The organism is Lysinibacillus sp. NPDC097287, assembly GCF_044761695.1.
Taxonomy (GTDB): domain Bacteria; phylum Bacillota; class Bacilli; order Bacillales_A; family Planococcaceae; genus Lysinibacillus.
Genome location: NZ_JBIWCX010000024.1, coordinates 1 through 23503 on the forward strand (window position 1 = coordinate 1; position 23503 = coordinate 23503).

23 protein-coding genes and 1 pseudogene are annotated in these 23503 nt (G+C 34.7%); 9 read left to right on the forward strand and 15 right to left on the reverse strand.

Annotated features, from left to right (window positions below; genetic code table 11):
* Nucleotides 1–473: 473 nt before the first annotated feature.
* Nucleotides 474–665: pseudogene (locus ACIQ2D_RS20815) on the forward strand (transposase); the annotation flags it as partial.
* Between the two features lie 159 nt (nt 666–824).
* Nucleotides 825–1040 carry an IS3 family transposase gene (locus ACIQ2D_RS20820; RefSeq protein ID WP_402867255.1) on the forward strand — a complete coding sequence of 72 codons (216 nt, stop codon included), beginning with the start codon at nt 825–827 and terminating at the stop codon, nt 1038–1040.
* A 289-nt stretch (nt 1041–1329) separates the two neighbouring features.
* Here ACIQ2D_RS20820 and ACIQ2D_RS20825 read toward each other — a convergent pair whose 3' ends face one another.
* Nucleotides 1330–2328 (reverse strand): carboxylesterase family protein, encoded by a 999-nt coding sequence (locus ACIQ2D_RS20825; protein WP_402867218.1) that lies wholly within the window; start codon nt 2326–2328, stop codon nt 1330–1332.
* Between the two features lie 274 nt (nt 2329–2602).
* Entirely contained in the window at nt 2603–3298 is a 696-nt protein-coding gene (locus ACIQ2D_RS20830; RefSeq protein ID WP_402867219.1) for a hypothetical protein, read from the reverse strand.
* Nucleotides 3299–3493: 195 nt separating this feature from the next.
* Here ACIQ2D_RS20830 and ACIQ2D_RS20835 point away from each other — a divergent pair, with 195 nt between their 5' ends.
* The 4 genes from ACIQ2D_RS20835 to ACIQ2D_RS20850 all read left to right on the forward strand — a co-directional run bounded on the left by ACIQ2D_RS20835 (nt 3494) and on the right by ACIQ2D_RS20850 (nt 6713).
* On the forward strand, nt 3494–3865 hold the full coding sequence (locus ACIQ2D_RS20835; RefSeq protein WP_402867220.1) for a hypothetical protein: 372 nt from the start codon (nt 3494–3496) through the stop codon (nt 3863–3865).
* 1 nt (nt 3866) lies between these two features.
* Nucleotides 3867–4538: a PspA/IM30 family protein gene (locus ACIQ2D_RS20840; protein WP_402867221.1), complete on the forward strand. Its 672-nt coding sequence runs from the start codon at nt 3867–3869 to the stop codon at nt 4536–4538.
* A 110-nt stretch (nt 4539–4648) separates the two neighbouring features.
* Nucleotides 4649–5323 (forward strand): response regulator transcription factor, encoded by a 675-nt coding sequence (locus tag ACIQ2D_RS20845; RefSeq protein WP_402867222.1) that lies wholly within the window; start codon nt 4649–4651, stop codon nt 5321–5323.
* Nucleotides 5324–5573: 250 nt separating this feature from the next.
* Nucleotides 5574–6713 (forward strand): sensor histidine kinase, encoded by a 1140-nt coding sequence (locus ACIQ2D_RS20850; protein ID WP_402867223.1) that lies wholly within the window; start codon nt 5574–5576, stop codon nt 6711–6713.
* Between the two features lie 378 nt (nt 6714–7091).
* Here the strand turns inward: ACIQ2D_RS20850 and ACIQ2D_RS20855 are convergent, their stop codons facing one another.
* The 3 genes from ACIQ2D_RS20855 to ACIQ2D_RS20865 all read right to left on the reverse strand — a co-directional run bounded on the left by ACIQ2D_RS20855 (nt 7092) and on the right by ACIQ2D_RS20865 (nt 9676).
* Nucleotides 7092–7448 carry a nucleoside triphosphate pyrophosphohydrolase family protein gene (locus ACIQ2D_RS20855; protein WP_402867224.1) on the reverse strand — a complete coding sequence of 119 codons (357 nt, stop codon included), beginning with the start codon at nt 7446–7448 and terminating at the stop codon, nt 7092–7094.
* A 377-nt stretch (nt 7449–7825) separates the two neighbouring features.
* Nucleotides 7826–8614 carry an alpha/beta fold hydrolase gene (locus ACIQ2D_RS20860; RefSeq protein ID WP_402867225.1) on the reverse strand — a complete coding sequence of 263 codons (789 nt, stop codon included), beginning with the start codon at nt 8612–8614 and terminating at the stop codon, nt 7826–7828.
* A 501-nt stretch (nt 8615–9115) separates the two neighbouring features.
* Nucleotides 9116–9676, reverse strand: coding sequence for a recombinase family protein (locus tag ACIQ2D_RS20865; protein ID WP_402867226.1), 561 nt, complete (start codon nt 9674–9676; stop codon nt 9116–9118).
* 359 nt (nt 9677–10035) lie between these two features.
* On the opposite strand from ACIQ2D_RS20865, the gene ACIQ2D_RS20870 reads away from it, so the two are divergent.
* The gene (locus ACIQ2D_RS20870; RefSeq protein WP_402867227.1) at nt 10036–10392 is read left to right on the forward strand and encodes a glyoxalase superfamily protein; all 357 of its coding nucleotides are present in this window, start codon (nt 10036–10038) and stop codon (nt 10390–10392) included.
* Between the two features lie 405 nt (nt 10393–10797).
* Here the strand turns inward: ACIQ2D_RS20870 and ACIQ2D_RS20875 are convergent, their stop codons facing one another.
* The 6 genes from ACIQ2D_RS20875 to ACIQ2D_RS20900 all read right to left on the reverse strand — a co-directional run bounded on the left by ACIQ2D_RS20875 (nt 10798) and on the right by ACIQ2D_RS20900 (nt 16867).
* Nucleotides 10798–11334, reverse strand: a complete 537-nt coding sequence (locus ACIQ2D_RS20875; protein ID WP_402867228.1) for an AAA family ATPase — start codon at nt 11332–11334, stop codon at nt 10798–10800.
* 317 nt (nt 11335–11651) lie between these two features.
* A complete protein-coding gene (locus ACIQ2D_RS20880) occupies nt 11652–12089 on the reverse strand; it encodes a VOC family protein (RefSeq protein ID WP_402867229.1) in 438 nt (145 codons plus the stop codon).
* Between the two features lie 1132 nt (nt 12090–13221).
* Nucleotides 13222–14568, reverse strand: a complete 1347-nt coding sequence (locus tag ACIQ2D_RS20885; protein WP_402867230.1) for a TraB/GumN family protein — start codon at nt 14566–14568, stop codon at nt 13222–13224.
* A 744-nt stretch (nt 14569–15312) separates the two neighbouring features.
* Nucleotides 15313–15753, reverse strand: coding sequence for a cell wall hydrolase (locus ACIQ2D_RS20890; RefSeq protein WP_402867231.1), 441 nt, complete (start codon nt 15751–15753; stop codon nt 15313–15315).
* 146 nt (nt 15754–15899) lie between these two features.
* Nucleotides 15900–16121 carry a hypothetical protein gene (locus ACIQ2D_RS20895; protein WP_402867232.1) on the reverse strand — a complete coding sequence of 74 codons (222 nt, stop codon included), beginning with the start codon at nt 16119–16121 and terminating at the stop codon, nt 15900–15902.
* A gap of 272 nt (nt 16122–16393) precedes the next feature.
* Nucleotides 16394–16867, reverse strand: coding sequence for a MarR family winged helix-turn-helix transcriptional regulator (locus ACIQ2D_RS20900; RefSeq protein ID WP_402867233.1), 474 nt, complete (start codon nt 16865–16867; stop codon nt 16394–16396).
* 149 nt (nt 16868–17016) lie between these two features.
* Here ACIQ2D_RS20900 and ACIQ2D_RS20905 point away from each other — a divergent pair, with 149 nt between their 5' ends.
* Together ACIQ2D_RS20905 and ACIQ2D_RS20910 are read left to right on the forward strand one after the other, a co-directional pair.
* On the forward strand, nt 17017–17601 hold the full coding sequence (locus tag ACIQ2D_RS20905) for a DUF3238 domain-containing protein (protein ID WP_402867234.1): 585 nt from the start codon (nt 17017–17019) through the stop codon (nt 17599–17601).
* A 289-nt stretch (nt 17602–17890) separates the two neighbouring features.
* On the forward strand, nt 17891–18517 hold the full coding sequence (locus tag ACIQ2D_RS20910; protein WP_402867235.1) for an FMN-dependent NADH-azoreductase: 627 nt from the start codon (nt 17891–17893) through the stop codon (nt 18515–18517).
* A 372-nt stretch (nt 18518–18889) separates the two neighbouring features.
* Here ACIQ2D_RS20910 and ACIQ2D_RS20915 read toward each other — a convergent pair whose 3' ends face one another.
* The 4 genes from ACIQ2D_RS20915 to ACIQ2D_RS20930 form a co-directional block, all read right to left on the reverse strand.
* The gene (locus ACIQ2D_RS20915; protein WP_402867236.1) at nt 18890–19648 is read right to left on the reverse strand and encodes a class I SAM-dependent methyltransferase; all 759 of its coding nucleotides are present in this window, start codon (nt 19646–19648) and stop codon (nt 18890–18892) included.
* Nucleotides 19649–20046: 398 nt separating this feature from the next.
* A complete protein-coding gene (locus tag ACIQ2D_RS20920) occupies nt 20047–20934 on the reverse strand; it encodes a glycine-rich domain-containing protein (RefSeq protein ID WP_402867237.1) in 888 nt (295 codons plus the stop codon).
* 669 nt (nt 20935–21603) lie between these two features.
* Nucleotides 21604–21996, reverse strand: a complete 393-nt coding sequence (locus tag ACIQ2D_RS20925) for a hypothetical protein (RefSeq protein WP_402867238.1) — start codon at nt 21994–21996, stop codon at nt 21604–21606.
* A gap of 425 nt (nt 21997–22421) precedes the next feature.
* Nucleotides 22422–23033: a hypothetical protein gene (locus tag ACIQ2D_RS20930; protein ID WP_402867239.1), complete on the reverse strand. Its 612-nt coding sequence runs from the start codon at nt 23031–23033 to the stop codon at nt 22422–22424.
* Nucleotides 23034–23503 lie beyond the last annotated feature (470 nt).

The window sequence follows — 23503 nt, forward strand, 5'->3', positions numbered from 1 at the left end:
ATTGCTAATAAAGAGAATATTTGTTAAAAAGGCATTCAAGTGAATGTCTTTTTTGTCTGTGATTTTCAACCTCCGCCGTTATTTTAACTACATCAGTTCACTGTCTTATTTTAAATAATTTTAAATAGACTTCAATCTTTCTTTAAAGAAGTTACTCCACAATCTGGTCCTTTAATGGAAAAAGACCCTTTCCTTATTCAAGGAAAGCGCCCGATTCTGGAATATCGTTTTTCAACTTAAGCCCCTGTTAGTTACAGTAGTAGGAACAATTAAAGAATGCAACCTTACTCAAAATGCCACTTAACCTGGATAGGTTACACTAAGTTGGACAGATAAAATAAGGGCCTGTAAACTTAGACTATTAACTTAAGGGAGCGTGCTACTATGACACGTCAACGTCGAACTTTTACACCCGAATTTAAACTGCAATTAGTGAAACTTTATGAAAATGGAAATCACGTGCAGATACTGCTAGAGAAAATGATATTACGCCTTCTGCATTAGATCGTTGGATTAAAAATCACAAAGAAACAGGCTCTTTCGCTGCCAAAGATAATCGAACAGAAGAAGAAAATGAACTGGCTCGACTACGGAAAGAAAACCAACGATTATTGATGGAGAATGATATTTTAAAGCAAGCAGTGCTGATCATGGGACGAAAATAGATGTGATTCGAAATAACACTCACAAATATTCGGTATCAGCGATGTGTGACGTCCTCGATATTCCAAAGAGTACCTATTACTATAATGCCGATTTGCATGTAAACGTAAGTTTAAAAATGAAGATAAAGAGATTTCCAAAGAGATTGCCCGTATTCGGAAATCCGTAATAATTATGGTACGCGAAAAATCAAGAAAGAACTAAGTAAATTACCTGAACCAAAACACATATCACATCGTCGAATTGGTCGTTTAATGAAAGGTCTTGGACTCGTATCAAACTATACAGTAGCACCGTATAAGCCGTATAAATCAACATGTAATGATGAACCAGTAAAAAATGAATTACAGCGTCAGTTTGAGCAAGAAGAGCCGTGAGCAGTTATCGTCAGTGATTTACATACCTCCGTGTCGAAAAAAAATGGCACTATTTATGCCAATTTGTCGACCTTTTTAATCGTGAAATCCTTGGACATAGTGCTGGTGCAAATAAAATGCAGAACTCGTGTATCTAGCGATTGCGAATATACATGCTAATTTGAATGATGTCATTTTTATCTTTAGCGCTTACAAAACTCTAATGGCTTTTCAATTTTATTCACTATTAACCTTTACTCCACAAATAAGAAAAGAGCGCTCCAATGCGCTCTCAACTATTCTTTCCACCTTATTTTGACTGATTGAACAACCAATCTCTTACTGCTGATATTTTGTAAGCATAATTAAAGGATGCCATATGTTCCATTCCCGTTTCACCTTCCTTGAATACAGTCCCAGTTTCAAAGCGTATCATATTTGCCTTATTTCCTTCTGCAATCAATTTTTCCACTGCTGCATTTTGTTCCTCCGAGGAGTTCTGAGCATTCCATGTTCCATAACTATAGCTCACTCCATCGGTATCAAACATTTTCATCACTTCATCTTGACCGCCCGATGCACGTGAATCTCCACCTGCAGTAATATAAAAGAACTTTTCATTTTCAAGTCCACTTAAAACAGAAATATCCCACTGACCGGACACAAAGAGATAGGCTGCAAATAAATCTGGATACTGACTACTTAAATACAGTGATGTCATGCATCCCATAGATTGCCCAGTGGCATAGATACGGTTCATATCAATGCTATTTTGCTCTGTCAATTTGTTAATTAATCGCACAACTACTTCAATTTGATCTGATGTACTCCAATTATCTTTAACAACCGTTTCACTAAACGCCGGTACCAGTACAAAGGATGCATGCTTTTCCTGTTCCTCATCTGTCACCCATACATTTGCTCCATAATATTGTTGCACAGTCTCCAATGCCGACTTTCCGGCACCTGTGGAATCTGGAATATACATAATTAATGGATAAGTCTTATTTTCGTCGTAGTTCTCTGGTACATATAGGCTATACTCTAGTGAAATCCCTGTCTCTGCATCCTCAAAAGTAAGCTGTTGAAATTTCCCTGAGTTTTCATCTATTATGGCCTGAAGTTCAGGATCATTTTCTACAGACATTGCCCCACCTCTGCCTCCTCCTTGGTTCTTCATGTCATTACCACTCTCAGATTCAGTAGGTGTAGAAGTAGATGTTGTCTGTGAGTCATTATTTGTCCCACAGCCACTCAATGCCATGCATGTTACTATACCTAATGCTATGAATGTTCTTATTTTTTTCATTAAAAAAATCCCTCCTAAAATAATAAGGACATACTACCTTTTAAACTGATCCTTGTGTAAGTCGCCTCACGAAATAAATATACTATTTCTGTTCATTTTTTATCAAAAAAATATATATGCTTTCAAAAAAATTCACTAAATCTCATCAATACTTTCTGATTAATAGATATACTATAATTTTCGATTTACTCTTGATAAAGAAGTTCTACTATTTTGTGAGGAGCTTATTTTGTAATAGAGTTTGATTGATATAAAAACTAGTTATTTGCGAATTTTATTCGGATTTATTTCCTTTAAAGCCTTTGATAGGTAAGTGATCTACGCTTAATTCAGCTAATTGCGCTTCTGCATCTTCGATAAAACTCTGTGCTGCTTCTTTTGTATCAGCATCTAGGTCAGCTAAGAAATCACGAGCGTCCTCTTTCGTTGGAAGTTCAACACCAAGTGCAGCTAGTTGAGTTTGAGCTTCCTCCCGAGTGATTGTTCCGGCTTTTTTTTGATCTAAAATAGCCTGAGCTTTTTCTTTTGTTGCATCATCTACCTCCGCAAGGAAATCGCCATGATGGCCACCATTGCCCTTTGTCGGAAGTTCAACACCAAGTGCAGCTAATTGAGTTTGAGCTTCCTCCCAAGTGATTGTTCCAGCTTTTTCTTGATCTAATATATCTTGAGCTTTTTCTTTTGCTGTATCATCTACCTCCGCTAGGAAATCGCTACGAGAGCCATGTTCTCCTTTTACTGGTAGTTCAACTCCGATTGTCGCTAAGTTCGATTTAAGATTCTCCATGATTATCTGTACTTTTTCTTTTGTCGCCTCATCCAATGAAGCCTTCACGTTTACACCTTGTTCTACTGTTGAAGTTGTAACCGTATTACTTTCCGTTGCCGCAAAAGCATGAGTCGCTCCCCCAAGTACACCTAACGATAAAGTGCCTGTCATTACATATCCAAAAAGTTTGTTTTTAAACATTTTAAAATTCCTCCTTTTATTTTTCTAATTGCTACTTTACTCCTCGTTGGTGAAAAAATGGTGAAAGCTGAAATTAATTTTTATATTTCGTCTGCTTACCTATATAAATGAAACTCACAAAACTTATTTGTTTTTCACCAAGATTTCACCAAAGCCCATTAAATTAAAGACATCAAGAAGAAAGGAGTTAAGTGAATGAAAGCACTCAAGAAGTCTCTAATTATAATTGTGTCAGGTATTTTAGGATTTTCTCTTCTAGTAGGGGGAAGTTTTAAAGTTTTAGCCGCAGGGATGCATGGACGTGGCCCTAACGGATTTGGACATCATCCAGCAATATACGGACCACATGATGTAGAATTTCCCTTGTTAGGAATGCTTCTATTTTTAATCATTGCTGTGATCGTGCTTGTGTTCATAATGAGCTGGTTTAACAAGAAAACAAAAGAGTTTTCGATGGAACAGTTCATTAATACAAGTCTCGCCTCTTCGTATAGGCCAATGGAAAATCAAAATGAAGATATCCTAGATCAGTGGGAAAAAAATATAAATAACAAGGAGAATAAGTAATATGGGAATATTCAAAAGAGTAAAACGCATTACAAAAGCTAATATAAATGGACTTCTAGATAAAGCAGAAAATCCAATCATGATGCTAAATGAAATGACAAGAGAATTAGAGCAAGAAATAGCTCTTGCTCAAAAGGCACTCACACGTCAAATTTATGCAGAAAATAAACAGAAGGCATTGATTTTAAATATAAATGCAACAATTGAAAAAAGAAATAGACAGGCAAAACTAGCGATAAAGAATGGTGAAGAATCCATTGCGAGATTAGCTGTAGAAGAAAAAATGATTCAAGAAAATCAGCTAAGCTTTTACCTAGAACAATTTGAAGCACTGCAAGACCAAACAAACATACTAAAAAATCATTTAAACGACTTAAATGCAACATTTGTTGAATTACAAAATAGAAAAATTTTATTAGCTTCAAGAGCAAACATCGCCCAATCAATTAAACGAATTCAAGCAGCAACGTCTTCATTTGAAGTAGGGAATATTTTGAAAGGAATCTCGCAAGCCGAAGATCAAATTGTATTAATGGAAGCAGAAGTGCAAGCAGGACAACAAATTACAAGACCATTATTAATACAGGAAACAACGTATCAAAACGTGATTAATGAAGAAGATATTAATAAAGAAATCGATAAATTGAAACAGGAACAGTTGAAAATCGGTTGATATCGAAAAAGAGGCACCAATGTAGGAGTTAGGTGCTTCTTTTCTTGTATCAACTAATGGCGAATACCATTATAATAAACTAACAAATTAGAAATACAGGTGATATAGAGATGAATATATTATTAGCTGAAGATGAAAGCACACTTGGGGAATTAATTGTTTTTATGCTCAAAAAGAAGGCCAGCTATAATGTTGAGTGGGTTATGGAAGGTGAAGATGCGTTTTACTATGCCAATAATGCTCATTATGATGTATTAGTATTAGACTGGATGATGCCGAACGGGACGGGTATTGAGGTTTGTCAGCGTTTACGAAAACAAGGTTATGCTGGTGCGATATTAATGCTTACGGCTAAAGACAGCATTCAAGATCGTATTGATGGACTAGATTCAGGCGCTGATGATTATCTTGTTAAACCTTTTGAAATCGATGAACTACTGGCACGAATAAGAGCACTTTCACGCCGCAATTACGCTCCAATTGTAGAGGAAGAAATTAAAATCCAAGACTTAGTGTTAAATCGGGCAAGCCATTTAATTCAATCTGGCACTAAGGATATTCAACTAAGTCCAAGAGAATTTCAATTGTTAGATTTACTTGTACAGAACAAAGGACAAGTCATTTCACGTGAAGTGATTCTAGATCGGATATGGGGTATTGATGCAGAGGTTGCACCGAAGACTGTCGATGCCACTGTAAAACTAATACGTAAAAAACTAAAAACAATTCAGAAAGAACATTTACTTCAGAGTATACGAGGGGTGGGATATAAGTTTGAACAATAATTTTTTTACGTTCTTCCAGAGGCTCCAACCGAGTGGAAAAGATATGTTCAGTCGTACCCAAAGACGATTAACGTCTATATATATCGGCTTACTCTTACTATTCCTCTCTCTTTTTATTGTAATCGTATACAGTGCCCTATATTTATCTATAACAAGAAATTCTGAAAGAGAAATAAAAACCCTTGTTGAACAAGAAGCAAACATAATTGTGAGCTACTTGTTTGAAAACAAAAAAAGGGATTTACAAGAAATGAAAAACCAGGAAATCGTGTTCTCCGGTGTAAATCAAGCTTTTTACTATGTGATGAATTCAAATGGTAAAATCATAATGGGGAACGATCAGGATAGACGCTTACAATACGCATTAACACCTTTGTTAAGTGAGAAAGTGACCAACGGCGAAGATATTTTTTACGAATCAATTCATCTGGGCGATTTTCGAGATGACCGCGGAAAGCAAAAAGAGTTTCGACTCGAATCCAAAAAAGATATTCGTCTAATAATCGCTAGCCATCCAATTATTTATAAGGACCAAGTAATCGGAACTTTGTACATCGGAAGAGACTTTACTTTTGCCTCCCAAATATTTCATTGGGTCCTTATTATACTAATTGTATTAGGACTCATCTTTTCTGGACTAGCTGTATTTATTAGTCAAAGAATGTCTAAAAAAGCGATGGTACCCATTTCAAATGCATTCACAAGGCAAAGGGAATTTGTGGCAGATGCCTCACATGAGTTGCGGACACCATTAGCGGTTTTACAATCCTCCATAGATGCGATGGAAATGACAATTGAACCTACGAAAGAAGATTTCATGGGAAAACTATTAATCAACATGAAGTTAGAAGTTAAACGAATGACCAATTTAATAAGCGACTTGCTAACGTTGGCACGGTCAGATTCTAATATACTAGAGCTACGAACGGAAGTTTTTGACTTTAGACCAGTAGCTGGAAAAGTAATAGAATCACTAAGTCCACTTGCCAATGATAAAGCAATCTCGATTAGTTTAGATTCACCAAATGAACTCACAGCAATAGGCGATCCAGAAAGATTATCGCAATTACTTTACATTCTTGTAGACAATGCAATTAAATATACACCAACAAAAGGACAGGTGAAACTCACTCTTTCAAAAGAAGGTACACTCCTTTCTATAGAGGTTCAGGACACAGGAATTGGGATTGAAAGTGAAGATTTAAATCATATCTTTGAAAGGTTTTACAGAGCAGACAAAGCACGCTCTCGTCAAATGGGAGGACATGGCTTGGGGCTCTCAATTGCAAAATGGATAGTAGAAACACATAAAGGAAGCATAGACGTAGTAAGCAAACCTGGTGAAGGAACTACCTTTCTAATTAAAATCCCACAAATTGAAGCGATTTGATTATACGTTATGGCTGTACCTGTTATAGGGTGCCAACATTCGGGAACTTTTCTGCTGAGGTGTGGCGTCAAGAAATTTCTTGGAATGTATTGTACTAGATAGTTTTCTATTTGATGTCAGACATTATATAGTATAAAAATAAGGGATAGGGGAGCATATTAGGAATCGCTCCATCTATCCTTTTTGTACTAAAAATGACTTCATTTACTACAACAAATTGAGAGTTTTAATGTCTTATTCAACAATAGCGCCCGATTGTTGAAGATCGTTATTCTTTGTTCCAAAACTTTGATTTGGGAACGTTTTTTAGATTTAGTATGAATATTTTATAAAACCTTGTTTCACTAAAGCACCCGTTAGTTCAACAGGTATATTAGTTCAATCCCCTAGTTTTTTTTCTGTTTTGGATAAGAATTTTTCCAATGCTTCACCGCTATCAATATTCGTGCGTTCAGCCAAATTAATCAGCCACCATATGCATTCTCCAATCTTATGTTCAAGTTCAGATTCAGTTTCCCCATTGGTTGGCCAACGACCCTGTTGAGACATTGTTAGACGACCGACCAAACCAGCATCTGTCAGGAAAGCTAACGCATCTTCTTCTACTGTCCATTCTGTTTCATGATACTGTCGTTCCAAACGATGGTAGACTTTTCTTAATTGTATAGAACGTTCAACGGCTTCACTAAAATTCATATTTTTCATTTCCTCTCCACTCAAAACGTATGTTCCCATTCGTATTGTGCCTTAATCTAAACGAAAACACAACAATAACTACTTCAACTAACCTGCGTACGTTAGTTGAATAAGAAAATACACCCAAAGCGTCGTTTGGGGACTTTACTTTGCTTACCGTTGTAAATCCGTATAAATCTGACTAGACCCCTTATACAACAATCTGGCCCGATTGTTGTATAAGGAAAATGCACTCAAAGCGTCGTTGGGGACTTTTCTTTGCTTATCGTTGTAAATCCGCATTTTTCTGACGCCCCCTATAGGGCTATTCGTAATAAGTAGTGGAATGAAATTATATTTTATTAAACACTTGATAAATATTGTGCAGTAAAAAAACTTAAGATAATAAAATTGAAATTCTTACTGCACAAAAATATTTAAATGCTAGTTGATGTTTTTATAAGGTGCTGGTGGATATATTCATTTACTTGATCTGGTTTATCTAAATTAGTGGCATGATGAGCGTTTTCAATGATTTTTAACTGTGACTTTTTAATTTTGTTATGTAGATACTCTTGTTGTCTTTGAATCATAGTATCGCGGTCACCATGTAATATTAAAGTAGGACAATTTATTTTATCTAATTCGTTTCCACTTTCCATTCTGGATACGACATTCCAAATTCGAATCCAATTCCTATAAGACATAGCTGCAACAGTGGAATAAATATACTGCTTATTGGCCTTATTAAACTTTGATAGTGTATATGCCTGTATTTTTGCAGAAAGTGACATTGGAATAAACAAGTTGGAGAAACGATTAATAGGAACAAATACCTTTTCATACCAATTGAATTTATTTGTAAATGGCGTGCCTATTAATATTAGAGATTTTACGTATTCTGGATAATGAATTGCTGTTTGTAAAGAAATATGGCCACCCATTGATAGTCCACATAAATTTGCTTTTTTAATTTGTAGGTGATTCATCAAACCAATTAAATCTTTACTGAAATCTTCAGCATACAACTTCCCTTTTGGAAGAGAAGAGGCTCCATGACCACGAACATCCCAGGTTATGGTTTTATAATATTTAGAAAAATAATCAACTTGTTTATCCCATTGTTTATGATCCCATGATGCGCCATGAGTAAAAATCAGTGGTTCACCCTTGCCTTTGATTTCATAGTAGATATCTACATTATTAACTGTACATTTTGGAATCATTAACACCTCTCAATTAGCTAAGATAATATTGACTTTAACTTTGTTAAACATTTTAACATAAAGGAAGATATGTGGAAATTATATTCCAAATTCACATCTGTGTTAATTGATTGAAAATACCTTGAAGGTTGGATAAGCATAGAAATTGATTAACTGAACAATTTGAGGAAATTATTTAGTATTCAATAATAATGAAATAGGTGTAGATTTCTACTAACAATACCCACTCATTAAGCGCCAGCCGCCTTTAAAGCGGTATATTTCTTAAGGAGGGTGTTCATTTTAAGTAGGCTATAGATGAACAGATTAGATTGTAGCAATATCAGTGTGTTGATGTGTTCGTTATAAGTTGTTCGTTAAAAGGAGTCGATACATAATGATTTTTGGTTATGCGAGGGTTAGTGTGTCTCTTTAATCGGTAAATTACACTTAAAAATACGCCTATTCTAAACAATAAAAGCACTTATCCAAGCTGTGAGCTGGTAACAAGTGCTTCACGTTTTATTTTATAGATTTTTCTAAATAGCGATAAATCGTCGTGCGAGACACGCCCCATTTTTCTGCAACATCTTTAATCGATGTACCATTTTCGATAAGGGATTTCATCATTTCAATATCTTTTTCCCCAAACTTCTCTGGGCGACCACCAAGACGACCACGCGCTCTTGCTGCTGCACGACCAGCAGCTGAACGTTCTTCTATTAAGTTACGTTCAAATTCCGCAAACGCTGCGAACAAGTGGAACATCAGTTGGCCAGTCGCATTACTTTTATCCATTGTTAGGTTTTCTTGTAGACTATGAAAGCCGACACCACGTTCATTCAAACTATTCACAATGTGAATCAGGTCCTGCATATTGCGGCCAAGTCGATCCAGTCGCCAAACCACAATTGTATCCCCTTCACGTGCATACTCTAATGCTTCTGCTAATCCTGGACGCTGCTTCTTTGTCCCACTCAACTTATCATGAAAAATTTTAACACAATCATATTTCGTTAACGCATCCATTTGCAAATCTAAATTTTGTAATCCTGTTGATACACGTGCGTAGCCAATTAACACCAAAATCACTCTTTCCTTATTTTTCTCTAAACTCATTGTAATATAAGATAAAATCACATAGGTTATTGAACGTAGAATTATGAACAGAGTTTTGTTACGAAAAAGACAATAAAAAACGTCCATTTCAGATTGAACAGCAGTGTGTTCAGAAAGGGACGAGTTTTAGAACATATATCTACGCTTTTTCAATTCTATTCTGTAATCGGGCCATTTTCTGGAACAATAGCGTTAAAGAAAATTGGATTTATATGATAAAGTATAGGAAAGATTGAAAAACGTTGTACTTAAATTAACGGACAGGACAATACAACTCCATTATTGAAAAATAATACGGATAACGAAATTTAAGGAGGGTCAAAATGCAAAAAGTGATTCCTGCATTCCGCATAACTGACTATATAAGGAGTAAGGTGTTCTACGTGGAAGGTATGGGGTTTCGAATTGACTGGGAACATCAATTTGAACCGCATTTTCCCGTTTTTGCTCAGATTAGCAAAGATGAAATGACTATTTATTTGACTGAACATACTGAAGACTGCCAAGTTGGTGGATTAATTCATTTTTTTGTTCCAAATGTTGATAACTGGTACAGCGAATTAAAGAGTAAAAAAGATATTCGTATTATTGAACCTCCAAATGAGGATCTTGAAGGGCTTCGTATGATGACAGTATTAGATCCTGATGGCAATCAATTGCGCATATGTACTCGCCTGTAAAAAATATAATTGAGCTAACGAGGGCTTGCAGAAGTTCTATTTTGAGATTTGAGCATTAACTCTCTATAAGTAGGTGCTATTTCCAATTAACAAAAAAAGTCCAATTTCTCAATTTTAATGCTGAGAAACTGGACTTTTTTATATTTTCTTATAATGCAATATACTACTTAAAATAGCGTCTTAAGTGACATCAATGTTTTGCAATTTTTTTCGTTACTGTTAGGTTGTACTCTAACGGTAACGTATTGACTATATGTATTGACATCTCGTAAATAAAAAAGACCACCTCAACTGAGATGGATACATCATTCTAGCTCTTCAACTAAAGCTCCCCGTTCGTTGATTAAGAGGGTTTTTGTATTGGTTTTTGATTCATTAAGGTATGCCTTAAACTAATATTACAAATTAATTCACGCTAAACCTGCCTTCTTTCAAAACGATATTTACAAGGCCCCCTAAATCAGCATCATTATTATCAAGTATCAATCTTTCTGGAAATTTATTCAAATTAAAATCTTTAACAATTTGTCTAATTCTTTCTTCTCCTACATACGCAACTCCACTTCGTTGTCTATCCCTATTAATTAGGATATTTATATCACTTTTAATTACTATTATCTTAATATTAATATCTAAATACTTTATTCTATCTATAACAGAAAATATCTGCTCTTTAGAAAAAACATAATCAGTAACTACATTCATATTATTGTTTGTAAAGTTTTCAACCAGAGCAACTATATTGTCCCATAAGACATTCAGAAAAAAATTATCGTGATCATCACAAGGATGTACCCATCCTTTCTTTACCAAATTGTATAACAGATCCCCCTCTATATGTACACATAACCCGTCCATACTTTTACATATCTTATCAGCCAATGTACTCTTTCCAGCCCCTGGGGGACCACTTATCAAAAAGACTGTTCTTTTTGTCTTCACAAAATCACTTCCTTTGAAATGAATTATTTATTATAACTATGATATGTTACGAAACTTAATATTTTGCGTTAATAGGGTCTTTTTTGAATATATTGAGGTCATTTTAAATGTATAGTATTAAATATCTTAATTAATAATGCAGCAAGTCTCTATTATCCTTCTTCCGCTAACCTGCTTCGTTTGTTGAATCAGAAAAAAAACGCTTACATAACAATCGTGCCCGCCTGCGGAACAATTTTATCGACGTGATTACATATTTCACTGGCGGTCTGTCAAAATCCAGCAATTAGGCCCGATAACCATTAATTACCCATAATTTATTTGATTTGCTCCGCCAACTCTAAAATAATTCCCTCTGGCCCACTGCAGTAGCATAACTTATAACTTTCTCCATAGTGTAGTATCTCACTAAAGATTTTCGTACCTTTCTTTTTCAACTTGGCAACAACAGCTTCAATATCTTCAACAGCAAATGCAATATGCCGGATACCCAGGGTATTGGCAAAAGGTTGCTGAATTTCTCTTTCATCTAACGGATTATGAAATTTTATTAGCTCTATCCATACCTGACCGTCTGGCGTCCCCAATCCTACACATGCTACTTTAACGTCTTTAAGCCCAAATACCTGATTGATCAACTCTCCTTCCATTTCCCATTCCCCTTGCACCTCAAGCCCAAAATCGAGAAAAAAATCTTTAGCGGCAGAGAGATCATTTACGTTTACACCCACATGATCTATTCTTTGGATTTTCAAATCTCATACCTCCTATGTTCCTGTTATTTTGTAATATCCTGTACTTTTGATACGTTTGTTTGTAATTCTAATTCGCTAAAAACAGAAAATATCCTTGTCATTAAACTGGCCCGATAGTTGAACACAAGTTAAACTACACTGTTCAACTAACCTCCCGTTAGCACAAGAAGGGACTGCTCTAATTGAACAATCGCTTCCGTTAGTTCTTTAAGATACACATATACTAACCTTTTGGGTTTTGGTCTTCTTCTGAAGGGGGGAGGTCCTCCAACCATTGTAAAAACACTTTCTCCTTATTTTCATTTGCGTCTATCTGAATCCATCGTTTGTCTTTCGGTATTCGCCTATACCAACTTAGTTCTTTCACGTTAAAATGTTGTTCTCCATTGTCACTGTACTCTTGCAAGAAAAGTATCTTTTTGTCGTCATTATCTTAATAATAACAATAACCTTCATAACATACCTCTCGAAACCAACCATTAGGGTGTTCATGATTTTCGTTACATAAGGACACATTTCCGTTTAAAGCTTTGAAGAGGTTTAAGATTTTAGATAGATATTCTTTCTTCACTGGGATGACAGGACACGCGTAAACAGGTTCTCTATATGCGAGACCCGTATGTTGTTCCTCTATCCTTACATCATAATAATGATCTTCTTGAAAGTCTTCCCTGATCCTATCCCTTAAATAGTAATGACCGTACTTATTTAGGATTTTCCGAAAATGTTTAGAGGGAGGTAATATATCACCGTATGAAATCGAATCAATAAATGCTGAATTTAATAATGTCATACGAACAAAGTTTGTTAAGCTAAACTTTTTCGGTAGTTGAATTAGAAAAAGCATTTCTCCTAACTTATACTTATTGAACTAACCTGCCAGTTATTCAAGGATTGGTAGCCGCTTGAAGCGTATTCTCGATTTCTTTAATATCTTTTTTGGGAGAGGTCATTACCATTGATTCCCCGTTCTTTTGAATTCTGTGTAATCCCGATAAATCCCTACTTTAAAAAATATGGACATAACTTCCACCGAATTCACTTTAAAATTTATTGTCATTAATCAATGACCACAAAAGTGCAGCTACTTCGCACATTTTACAATGCGTAATGGCTGCACTTTTGTGTGGTTTTATTGATAAAAAGGCTCAACATCGTATCCGCTCTGTTCTAAATGATAACGGATACTTTTTTCAATTGCGAAGTGACCAGCTCCTACGACAACGAAGTACTTGCCTTTTTCATCCTCTAATAATGAAACAATCTTCTTTGCCATTTGTTCATCTCGTAAACCAAATAGCATTTCATTAAATTCAGAAGTTTCCCCTTCCATCTCTTTGAAACTTTCAGCGAACGCTAAAATCTCGCCCTTCTTCCAACTGCTAAACCACTCCTGCATCATATCGTATTCACTTTCTGCAGATGGCTCTAAAATGCTATCTACTGTAGCTACTAAATACTGTTCTTGCGCTTCAGGAGATAAACCATCTAACATATCGGCTTGAGCTTTTACTCCCTCTAATTCAATGATTGGCTTTTCTTGAAGCAGTGCATTTGATAAAAAGTACGTATCAATGCCATGCATCGCCATTTCCTGTGGAGACAAGCCAATAGTTTCGTCCGCCGCTAAAAATGATAAAGTACTTGATAACGCCCAAGGTTTTTGTATCACTAATTGTTCCATTGGTAGCTGGTACTGTTGTGCAACCTTTTCAATCTTTTCATAGGTTTCTGCGCTAACATTGTCTCGAAGTGTTATCCCATCTGCATACATCGCTTTTCCTGTGAAGTATTCAAGATCTTTTTCATCAACGACATTCGCTTCCACTAATAGCGCATCCGCTTCGTCAAATGCTGTTAATAATTTTTTATTTATCGGATAAAGGTCAGGTGTTCCTACATGGATTGATCCTAATAAGTAAACCTTTGTGTCTTCATCTTCTACTACCCAAGCTACACCTTTAGAACCTTGTTGTGCTAGGTCGAATGTATCCTTCACTAATCGAACAGCTAATACGACTGCATGTTGCGTCGTTGCCTTCTCTTTTAATCCTAGTCCATTGCTAGAACCTTGTAAGATTTTTCGTTCAGTCATATATGCTACTGCATCTTTGCCTACAGGTAAATCATAGCTTGCTACAATATTGTACAGTCGATTGATGATATCTCCTCTAGTAGTATCTCCTTTATAGCTAATCGGGCTGTATTTTTTGTTTTTAGGAAGTTCTAATGCCGCTATTTTCTTCTCTGTTAAAGCTATTAATTCATTTACTCTTTCAATCGACACTTCACTTGTAAATCCTTCATAATACCATTGCGTTGGGAAAATACCGTACTTTTCACCCTCGTTTAGCGTCTCGAGTGCCCAAGTGCTAATATCTGGTGTACTTTCTTCTGCTTGGATTGCTGGAACAATCGTAGACAACATCAGCATTATTCCGAGCATAGCAGCAATCATATGTTTACCTATTCTTTTCATTATCTATTCCCCTTTAGATTTTTTGTTAAGAATATTTACGTTGCAGATTTTAGTGCTTTACCCTCCAAGAGCAATAACCACCCTTTTCTTAAATAGTAAAAAAATACCTGCATTTATTGTACATCAAACACTTCCATAGATAAATATTGACTTTCTCTAAATTAACCAATTTATAGCATGCTACTCGATGCAAGGTAAGCCTTTTGGGCAGCTACTTCTTCTTTCAACTTCTCGATAATCCCCTTCAAATATAAAATTTGCCTAATTTTTACTAAGATTGTGTTTTCCATATCTCATTTGAGCCAGGAACGTGTCGTACAATAAATTGCGTCCTTTTATGCATTAACTAGTCAACTAAATCCATAACTAATTCAAGTTCAACTTTTCATTTCTTATTTGCCTCTCAATATAAAAGAGAATTTCCCTTTAGTACGAGAAGTTCAACAAAAATGCACCTCCAAATTTTAGACACTGTCTAAAAATTTGGGGTGCATTTCATAACCAAGAAGTTCCCTTTTTATTTCGTGAGATAAAAGTACACTAAAACAACTTTAGAGAAAAATAGGCTACTATTAGCGTATGAAGGTTTTTTTAACTGGTAAATGTTACATTACCTATAAGAGTTGCATCGAATGAATATTGTTGGCTACCAACCAGTACCTACGAATAAAAATGTTGTATTCGCATCATCAAAAAGGCAAAAACTCATTAAAACGCCAGAATCAATAATGGCTCCTAGACAACCTAACCGTTATAAACACTTTCACATGTTCCAGCTGCTGGTTCATAAAAACAATGATTTTTAAATTGACCAGTAAACGGTTGACCGTACCATGTTGGAGGACAAGGAGCATATGGATTAAAGTACCAAAGGGCATATTTCGCTGGATGTTGTCTCCAATAATCCAAATTCTGTTTTGCTAATTTTTTTTCAGTAGATCTTGCTCTTTGATAAAACATATTCCCTTTTTGAACAGCTTCAAAAGAATAATTTCCTCCTTGTACCTGAAAAATAACATCTTCAATTGTTCTTACATCTTGAAAGTCTAAACAATCCGCCACAGCACGATTAACAATTACATTGCCAACATATAACATTCCTTGTTGTCCTTCACCCTCGGCTTCTGCTCTCATCATCCTTGCCATTAAATCAACGTCTGCTTCTCGGTATTTAACTCTTGGCATTTTTCCACCCCAAATATATAGTATGAAAAAAAGCCTACATTGATGTCTTTGTTTATAAAATTAAGAATGCTTATGTAAGATGAAAACTATGGCATTCTAAGAGCTATATGTGGAACCACTGATCTTTAAGTACACTCTTTCACAATCTAACCTTCAAGGAGTTCCATGTAATATAAATTTTCACCTTCATATTCGACTATCAATATTCCACTATCGCCATTTTCATTAGTTGAATATACTCTTGTTCCCACAGGTAATTTTGTAGCTGTCAAATCAGTAAACCAAAAACTATTTGCGGACTGCTTTTTAGTCTTTCCAAATAAATGATGTATGGTGTATTTTTCTTTTTTTTCTTTAAACCAATCCAATCGGTTATATTGCTATAAATGCCCTCGTCATACTTGAATATGTCGGCATCTGAATTTTCTTTTAAAACATCTCTAGAAGTTACCCTTCCACCATCAGCCCCGTTCCGAAATCAGGTGATATGATTGATAGCAAGATTAACAATATGAAAACAATAAGATAAAGAATGAAACTCTTTTTCATCCACTCCCCACCTTTATTCATTTTCATCATTTAAATTTATATTGTTCTTAAACTAATGTGCATCCTATTTGTAGTGATGTACTTTTTAAATTTACCAGACAGGTCTAAATCTCGATGATGGTTTCCCTTCATTTTCTTCAGAGGCCAATTTCGATAAATCTTCTTTGAGCATTTGCATTCGTTTTGCACCTATGTTTTCCATCCATTGTTCTTCAATCTCAGCAAGTATCTTCTCTTTAGCTTTTACTACTGACCAACCTCTATCAGTTAAAACAATTATTTTTCCCCTTTTATCCGTTGGGTGAGCTTGGCGCATAACATAACCACAATTCTCAAGATAATCCACCATTTTACTTACAGCCTGTTTTGTAATTCCTAAATATTCTGCCAGCTCTATCCCCGTTGCTCCTCGGGGAGTGATACATTTAAACATAAAACCATGTGCTGGTCTAATATCCTCAAATCCTAATTCACTCAGTCTGTCATGCAATTCATTAATCAATGAACTAAAAGATAAAGACAAAAGTGATGTAAGGTCCAACTCATTATCTACTTTATTACTCATACATACCTCCGTTAAATATAGTCAACTTAGTTGACTATATGATTAATCTATTGTACTATGCGTAAAGTAGTCAATCAAGTTGACTATATTTCTTATAGTTTGAAGAAATGCAGATTCGATATAAGTAAATTCAATTTGGAGGTGTCTATATGAATCACATTGTTAAAATAAGAGCAAGTGTGTTTATACCAATGTCCTGGACTGAACCTAAAATAGATGTGCAAACAGGTAAGGCCATTCAATTCGAAGGCGACTCACGTGAATTTACACCTAATGCTGTAAACACTATGCGTTCTAGAATTGAACAAGAAGTAATTGTAGATTTTCTTAAAAAAGAAATTTTTACATATGCGAATACGGGGATAACTACGGAAAGAGTAACAAACCCTGATGGTTCTGCTACTAAAAGAAGTGGAAAAGCCAGCACAGAAAACATTATGTGTACTAATATCATATGGAGTTCTGATGATGTCAAATTTCAAATGAGTGCAAGTGCAAGCAACCCATTAAATCTGAAGGCTCCCCCTGCTGACTATCTATTATCTGTTCAGGTAAATAAAGACGGGAGTATAGATATTCAAGGAGTTCATGATGGATTTCCTTGCTATGAATTTTATAAGCAAGTAAATTTTGAACCCTATGAAGAAATTCATACGCATGATTTTAGAAAAACAGGCGATACTCCTGACGCTCTAGGTGGAGAAATGGAATGCAGTTTCAAAAAGAAATTGTAATATTTTTAGGTGTGTTTATTAACCAATTATAATTATTCCTATTAAAGTGGAAAGTTGATCTCCGCTACGGGATGCTCGCTTTCCGCGGGCAAGCAGGAGTCGAGCACCCTCCGCTACAATCAACAAAAAAAGAAGTAACCTATGCTAGTATTGAATAGGAAATTAACAAAGTTATCGGTAAATAACTGCATAATATATTCAATTCAAAATAATATTATTTCATGCAACGCAATTTTAATAAAATAAATATATTACAATCTATTTGTAAGTTTTAGGAGAAAAAGAGAAAATGTCATCAGTTTTATTTATAAAAGCAAATAATCGTCCAGCAGATCAAGCTGTAAGTGTTAAATTATATGAGGCTTTTACTACAAGCTATATAGAAGCACATCCAAATGATACAGTTGTTGAGCTTAACTTATATAATGAAGAATTGCCTTATGTAGGCGTAGATATGATTAACGGTACATTTAAGGCTAGTAGAGATATTGAGCTAACAGAAAATGAAGCAAAGGCTGTAGCTGTTGCTGATAAATATTTAGATCAATTCCTTGCAGCTGATAAAGTTGTATTTGCTTTCCCACTATGGAATTTAACAATTCCGGCTGTCCTACACACGTATATTGATTATTTAAACCGTGCAGGCAAAACATTTAAATATACACCAGATGGCCCAGTAGGTCTTCTTGGCGATAAAAAAATCTTATTATTGAATGCACGTGGTGGAATCTATTCGGAGGGGCCATCTGCTGAAATCGAGATGGCTGTTAGATATGTAGAAAACATGATGAGCTTCTTTGGTATTAAGAATATAGAGAAATTAGTCATTGAAGGTCACAACCAATTCCCAGATAAAGCTGAAGAAATTGTTGCTGCTGGACTTGGAAAAGCTGTTAAATTAGCAAGCACATTCTAAAGTAATTCAATAATAAAACATATAGCAGTGCCCCCATATTAATTGTGGTGGTACTGCTTTTTATAACTACTTCGATACTTTTGAATGCACATCAAATTATAATGCTTATTCAATTAAGCTCGTTAGCCATCCATGAAGCTCAAAAATCAACACTTCACCACAGAAAATGAAAGATTATTACGTTCTTTCATGGGAGTTTTTAAAAAATGCGTTAATCCTTCTTCAACTACAGCCCTCGTTACTTTAAGTACAATTCTTTACAAACTATTAGCAAGTTTAATGAAAAGTCTTTTTTATATAAATAAAAGAACTGAGCGAAAAATAACGCTCAGTTCTTTTGCAAACATCCAGTTTCAAAAATGTGCGATTACATTATTTTCGTACAGCTTCAAATGTAATGAGTTGGCTATCTTTTGATGGTTGCTTATTGTAAGTATAATCGGCAGAACAAGTAATATCAGAAAAACCAACGCTTTCTAATATAAGGTTGAATTCTTCGATTCCATACCACCTCATTGCAAACTTCTGTAATTCTGTATCTACCAGCTTACCTTTTCTCCATTTCTCGTATTTTAAATAAGATAAGGTATATTGGTCGACCCAGTTGATTTCAATTGATTTGCTTTCTAATGAAATGCCCTCTTCGTCGGAAAGAGGAAAGGTTGCAGTAGTAATTTCTCCTGTACGCCAATTGCTTGGTAATTCCAAATCAACTATTACACGTCCTCCAGGTATTAGATGATTATAAAAGCATTTCAGAGCATCTTTAGCATCCATTAAATTTTCAATCAAGCAAAAGGAGCCTGTAGGTATAACGACAGCTTCATATTTTGATTCCAAAGAAAAACTACGTAAGTTACCTTCATATAGCTTCGGATTTAAGCCTCTTTCTCTGCATCGTTTTCGACAAGAATCTAACATTTCAGTTGAATAGTCAATGCCATCAACAATATATCCATTTTCAAGTAAGGGAATTAAGAATCGGCCTGACCCAACAGCAGCTTCAAGTATCTTCCCTTTAGTCCCTTTTAATCTTTCAAGATAATATTCTATATCACCGTCAATTGAATACCCCACTGGTTTGGTAAGATCATATACCTCTGTACTTAATGCACCATAATAACTAAACATTTCATTTCCTCCGATATTTTATGCGGAAGAATCCTAATTGAAGTATTAAAACTTCCGCACCTCAAGTTTGTTAGATGTAGGTAAAGAGCTGACTATCATTTTAAATCACTCGCTTTCTATACAATATTGTTACATTATATACTTTCTTTAGACTCAATACAGTATTTCGATGTGTATCAAGTCCATAAATATCTTTTTCAAATAACCTGCTTCGTTCAATAAAGAAAAAAGAGCTGCCCATGCAACTCAATGATCTTTAATTAATTCACAAACTTTTAATTTTCCGATTTATATTTATCAGGAATGCTACTCCATTAGTACAATAAGATAGTGCCTTATTCGACTATAAAATTTAAAACACTTTATAAAGAAATTAAAATCCTAAAAGAATCTTTTTATCAATCTCCACCCCCACCGCAGCTTGAGCAGGAACTACCAGACGAACAAGAACTACAGGAGCTTGCCGACCCGCAACTTGTACAACTTGATGAACTGTCACTGCTTATTTTCATGTAACTTGAAAATTCATCATAATGAAAATAAGAAACAGATAAGAAAGGAACGAGCATTTCATTGTAATTTTGCTGTATTTTTCTTTTTTTGATCATTTCATGTATGTCTTTTTTTTTATAATTTTTTATGCTATTTGCTGATTTTTTCATGGAAGAAATCAGCGAGAGCACAGTAGTTATATATTGGGTCCCACTCTTAAAATAGATATCTATTAGTTCATTTTCTGGTAAATTTCTAAAATCCTCAATAATATTTGGATGTACAGGATACCTAAAAAACCCCTTGTAAAGATGGATGTTCTCATTTCTTATGAAAAAAAGCTCAGCATATACCCAATCAAAAAATCCGCGTAAATCCGGATTAGGCTCTACTTTTACATTTGGACTGTGATGAAGTGTTGTCCCTAGATAATTCTTTGAAAAATCACCATACTCACGGGTAAACATGAGCATCTGATGCCACAGTTCATCGACTTTCTCACTAAACATTGGTGACTCTTTTAAAAGAGAAGTCAAAATAAAATAACGTTTTAAATCCAGGAGACGCCACTGGTACTCATTTTCTTTTAACCTATTCTTTTTCCTTACCCTCTCTTCTACGTTTTCCATATAACTTTTACTAAGGGATTGCTCCAGGTTATCACTTAGTTTTTTTAATCCTTTAATCGGTTTTATCTCTAATATTTTTGGAGAAAAACCAAATTTAAATGAGAGTTTTCTGCGTAAAAATAAAATAAGCCAAATAAAAACTACAAGCAGGAGTAACCATCCCATCTAATCCCCCCATTTCTATTAGAATACATTTTAATAGCTTTTAATCCCCCAAAAAACAGCTGTTGTTATTACTACAAAAAACCAAAAGAGTATCCCTGTAATATTAAACCTTTGACTATAAATCACCCTCCCTTTATTACTATTATGAATTCATTGCGGCACAGTTCTACATTTCACCATTTTCAATTACCCTACTTCGTTAGTGAAGTATTTATTTTTTTATGTATACTCTTTCTAGTAATCTAGAAATAATTCCTCTATAAAACAATATTTTTGGAGGAATGTATTTTGTTATGTCAAAAGCATGGGAAACATATGAATTGGAAAGGAGAATTGAAGGTTTTTCCTTACAGCGAAAGAAAAATTGAACATTTACGAGAGGCATGTCATACTCCCATGGAAAAAGCTATATTTGAGTTTATGTTTAGGATGTAGAAATGGAGAAATTGTTTCACTAGAGAAGAATAGTATTTATTGGTCAGAACGCTTTGCTATCGTAGGTTGATACATCAACTGAAAAAGGCAGTAATAATAAAGGATAAACCCTTGTCATTACTGCCTCTAAAATATTGCATATAAAAGAACGTTTTTTACTTTCGAACAACAGAGCTATTTCAAAAGTTCCCCTTAACATAAGTTAACTTTTGTGACAGCTCCAGTTACTATCTATTACTTATTGTTTGTTTCTACTTGCTGGGCCTCTGTTAATTCAGCAGCTTTTGTCAGCTTTCCTTCTTTTTCAAGCTGAGCAATCAGTTCATCTACCGTGATCCCTTGTTCTTTAGCCATTTCTTCTAAATTGACAGGTTCACTCGATTTTGAGTCTACCACCGCTTCAGTACTCGAAGTTGGTTCAGTACCTTCTGCTAGCTTTGCTTCTTTTTCAAGCTGAACAACTAATTCATCTACCGTGATCCCTTGTTCTTTAGCCATTTCTTCTAAGCTGACAGGTTCACTGGATTTAGTAGTGCCCCACATGTCGTTGTTGCTCGCAGCATATACCGATCCTGCGACAGCAGATAACCCTAGCGTAAGTGTTGCAATTGTTAATATTTTCTTCATATTAAATTCCTCCTATCTATGTGATGTTACCAGTATATAACGATATATGTTAAATCCTCGTTAAGAGAAATACTTCTTGAAAATTTGCGAAAAAAGACTATAAATAAACAGGTTTATAGCCTTTTTCATTATTAATAACTACAATGTATCCCTTATGCATGGTTATGATACTTTGCACAATGGAAAGTTCCAAGTCTGAGCCCCTCAATTCACGAGAGCGTGATTAATCCACTCTGTAAAACGTGGAAACCCCATAAAACCTAATACAGTCCCATACAATTCGACTTTACAAAACAACATTAAAAGGCCCGATTGTTGAACACAAGTTAAACAACACGCTTCAACTAACCTACCCCGTAAATAAAAGAGCGTCTCGACTTGTTGTAGAGGCGTCCCAATTAGCTGAATTAGAACACTTTCTATTTTTATACGTCAAACCCTAAACTAGTAATCTTCCACTCAGTATTATACATTTTAAAGGTTAAATTTAGGAATGTTGGGGGAATATCAGGTTCTCCATTTAAATTTATATAGACCTCTCTTATAAAAATATTGAATGTTTTCGTTTTACTATCATATTGGTATCCTTGGATGACCCAGTCATCTAATTGAGTTTTTCCTTCTTTGTTAAATAAGAGCCATTCAAAACCGTTAGAGTTAATTATTTTTGCGTATAACTTGTTATCTTTTTCTTCAAGAACAATGTCTTCTGATAATAATTGGCGGAGTTTGTCTTTATCTCCTGTGGTTTGCGCTTGAACAAATTCCATTGAAAGATTACTTATAAAACCGAAATTATCTTTTTCCTTATTAAAATCATCAATCTGTATATTAAGTTGCTCTATAGTTTGATTTAATTCTTCTATCTTTTTGTCTTTTTCATTTAACATTCCAGAAAACTCCGCATTTACTTCTTCCAGCTGACTTTCATTCTTATCTAAAGAGTCATCTTTCTGAGAACAAGCTGTCAACATCGTAAAACTACAAATAATTAATACCAATAATCCCCTCACAATATTCCCCCCACTTTTTTTCATGTTGTACCTACTTCGACACGCGAGATAGCGAATTCCTTCCTCAACTAAACTGCTTCGTTCGTGGAATAAGGATTCTTAAACAACTTTAATATCATTAAACATTTAAATAGGGGTTCCATCCGCAAAAAACGGATTTAGAACATTAAAAGTCGCTTTAATGGAATAAAAAAAAGCCCAATTTCTTTATATTAATCTTAAGAAATTGGACTTTTAATATTGGAGTTTACTTAACGTTGTAAACATTAGGTTTCTAATGCTACGTTTAAATAATCTTATATTTAGATATTATTTAGTGTAAGCCATTTAATTTATAAAATAGGGTTTTTCTTCCCATAAATTTACGATAATTATGATCCGTCTTATTGACGATCGTATAAATACATTGATATAAATGAGCAATTGTGATAAATTTATATAGTTATACTGTGAAATAATTTTATTGTGTAGATTTATCCTTATTTTAATTATAC

Bases quoted from the DNA above. Each gene is read 5' to 3' on its own strand.
- ACIQ2D_RS20825 (WP_402867218.1), bottom strand. From the start codon at position 2,328: ATGAAAAAAATAAGAACATTCATAGCATTAGGTATAGTAACATGCATG.
- ACIQ2D_RS20830 (WP_402867219.1), bottom strand. From the start codon at position 3,298: ATGTTTAAAAACAAACTTTTTGGATATGTAATGACAGGCACTTTATCG.
- ACIQ2D_RS20835 (WP_402867220.1), top strand. From the start codon at position 3,494: ATGAAAGCACTCAAGAAGTCTCTAATTATAATTGTGTCAGGTATTTTA.
- ACIQ2D_RS20840 (WP_402867221.1), top strand. From the start codon at position 3,867: ATGGGAATATTCAAAAGAGTAAAACGCATTACAAAAGCTAATATAAAT.
- ACIQ2D_RS20845 (WP_402867222.1), top strand. From the start codon at position 4,649: ATGAATATATTATTAGCTGAAGATGAAAGCACACTTGGGGAATTAATT.
- ACIQ2D_RS20850 (WP_402867223.1), top strand. From the start codon at position 5,574: ATGAAAAACCAGGAAATCGTGTTCTCCGGTGTAAATCAAGCTTTTTAC.
- ACIQ2D_RS20855 (WP_402867224.1), bottom strand. From the start codon at position 7,448: ATGGGAACATACGTTTTGAGTGGAGAGGAAATGAAAAATATGAATTTT.
- ACIQ2D_RS20860 (WP_402867225.1), bottom strand. From the start codon at position 8,614: ATGATTCCAAAATGTACAGTTAATAATGTAGATATCTACTATGAAATC.
- ACIQ2D_RS20870 (WP_402867227.1), top strand. From the start codon at position 10,036: ATGCAAAAAGTGATTCCTGCATTCCGCATAACTGACTATATAAGGAGT.
- ACIQ2D_RS20885 (WP_402867230.1), bottom strand. From the start codon at position 14,568: ATGAAAAGAATAGGTAAACATATGATTGCTGCTATGCTCGGAATAATG.
- ACIQ2D_RS20890 (WP_402867231.1), bottom strand. From the start codon at position 15,753: ATGCCAAGAGTTAAATACCGAGAAGCAGACGTTGATTTAATGGCAAGG.
- ACIQ2D_RS20900 (WP_402867233.1), bottom strand. From the start codon at position 16,867: ATGAGTAATAAAGTAGATAATGAGTTGGACCTTACATCACTTTTGTCT.
- ACIQ2D_RS20905 (WP_402867234.1), top strand. From the start codon at position 17,017: ATGAATCACATTGTTAAAATAAGAGCAAGTGTGTTTATACCAATGTCC.
- ACIQ2D_RS20910 (WP_402867235.1), top strand. From the start codon at position 17,891: ATGTCATCAGTTTTATTTATAAAAGCAAATAATCGTCCAGCAGATCAA.
- ACIQ2D_RS20915 (WP_402867236.1), bottom strand. From the start codon at position 19,648: ATGTTTAGTTATTATGGTGCATTAAGTACAGAGGTATATGATCTTACC.
- ACIQ2D_RS20920 (WP_402867237.1), bottom strand. From the start codon at position 20,934: ATGGGATGGTTACTCCTGCTTGTAGTTTTTATTTGGCTTATTTTATTT.
- ACIQ2D_RS20925 (WP_402867238.1), bottom strand. From the start codon at position 21,996: ATGAAGAAAATATTAACAATTGCAACACTTACGCTAGGGTTATCTGCT.
- ACIQ2D_RS20930 (WP_402867239.1), bottom strand. From the start codon at position 23,033: ATGAAAAAAAGTGGGGGGAATATTGTGAGGGGATTATTGGTATTAATT.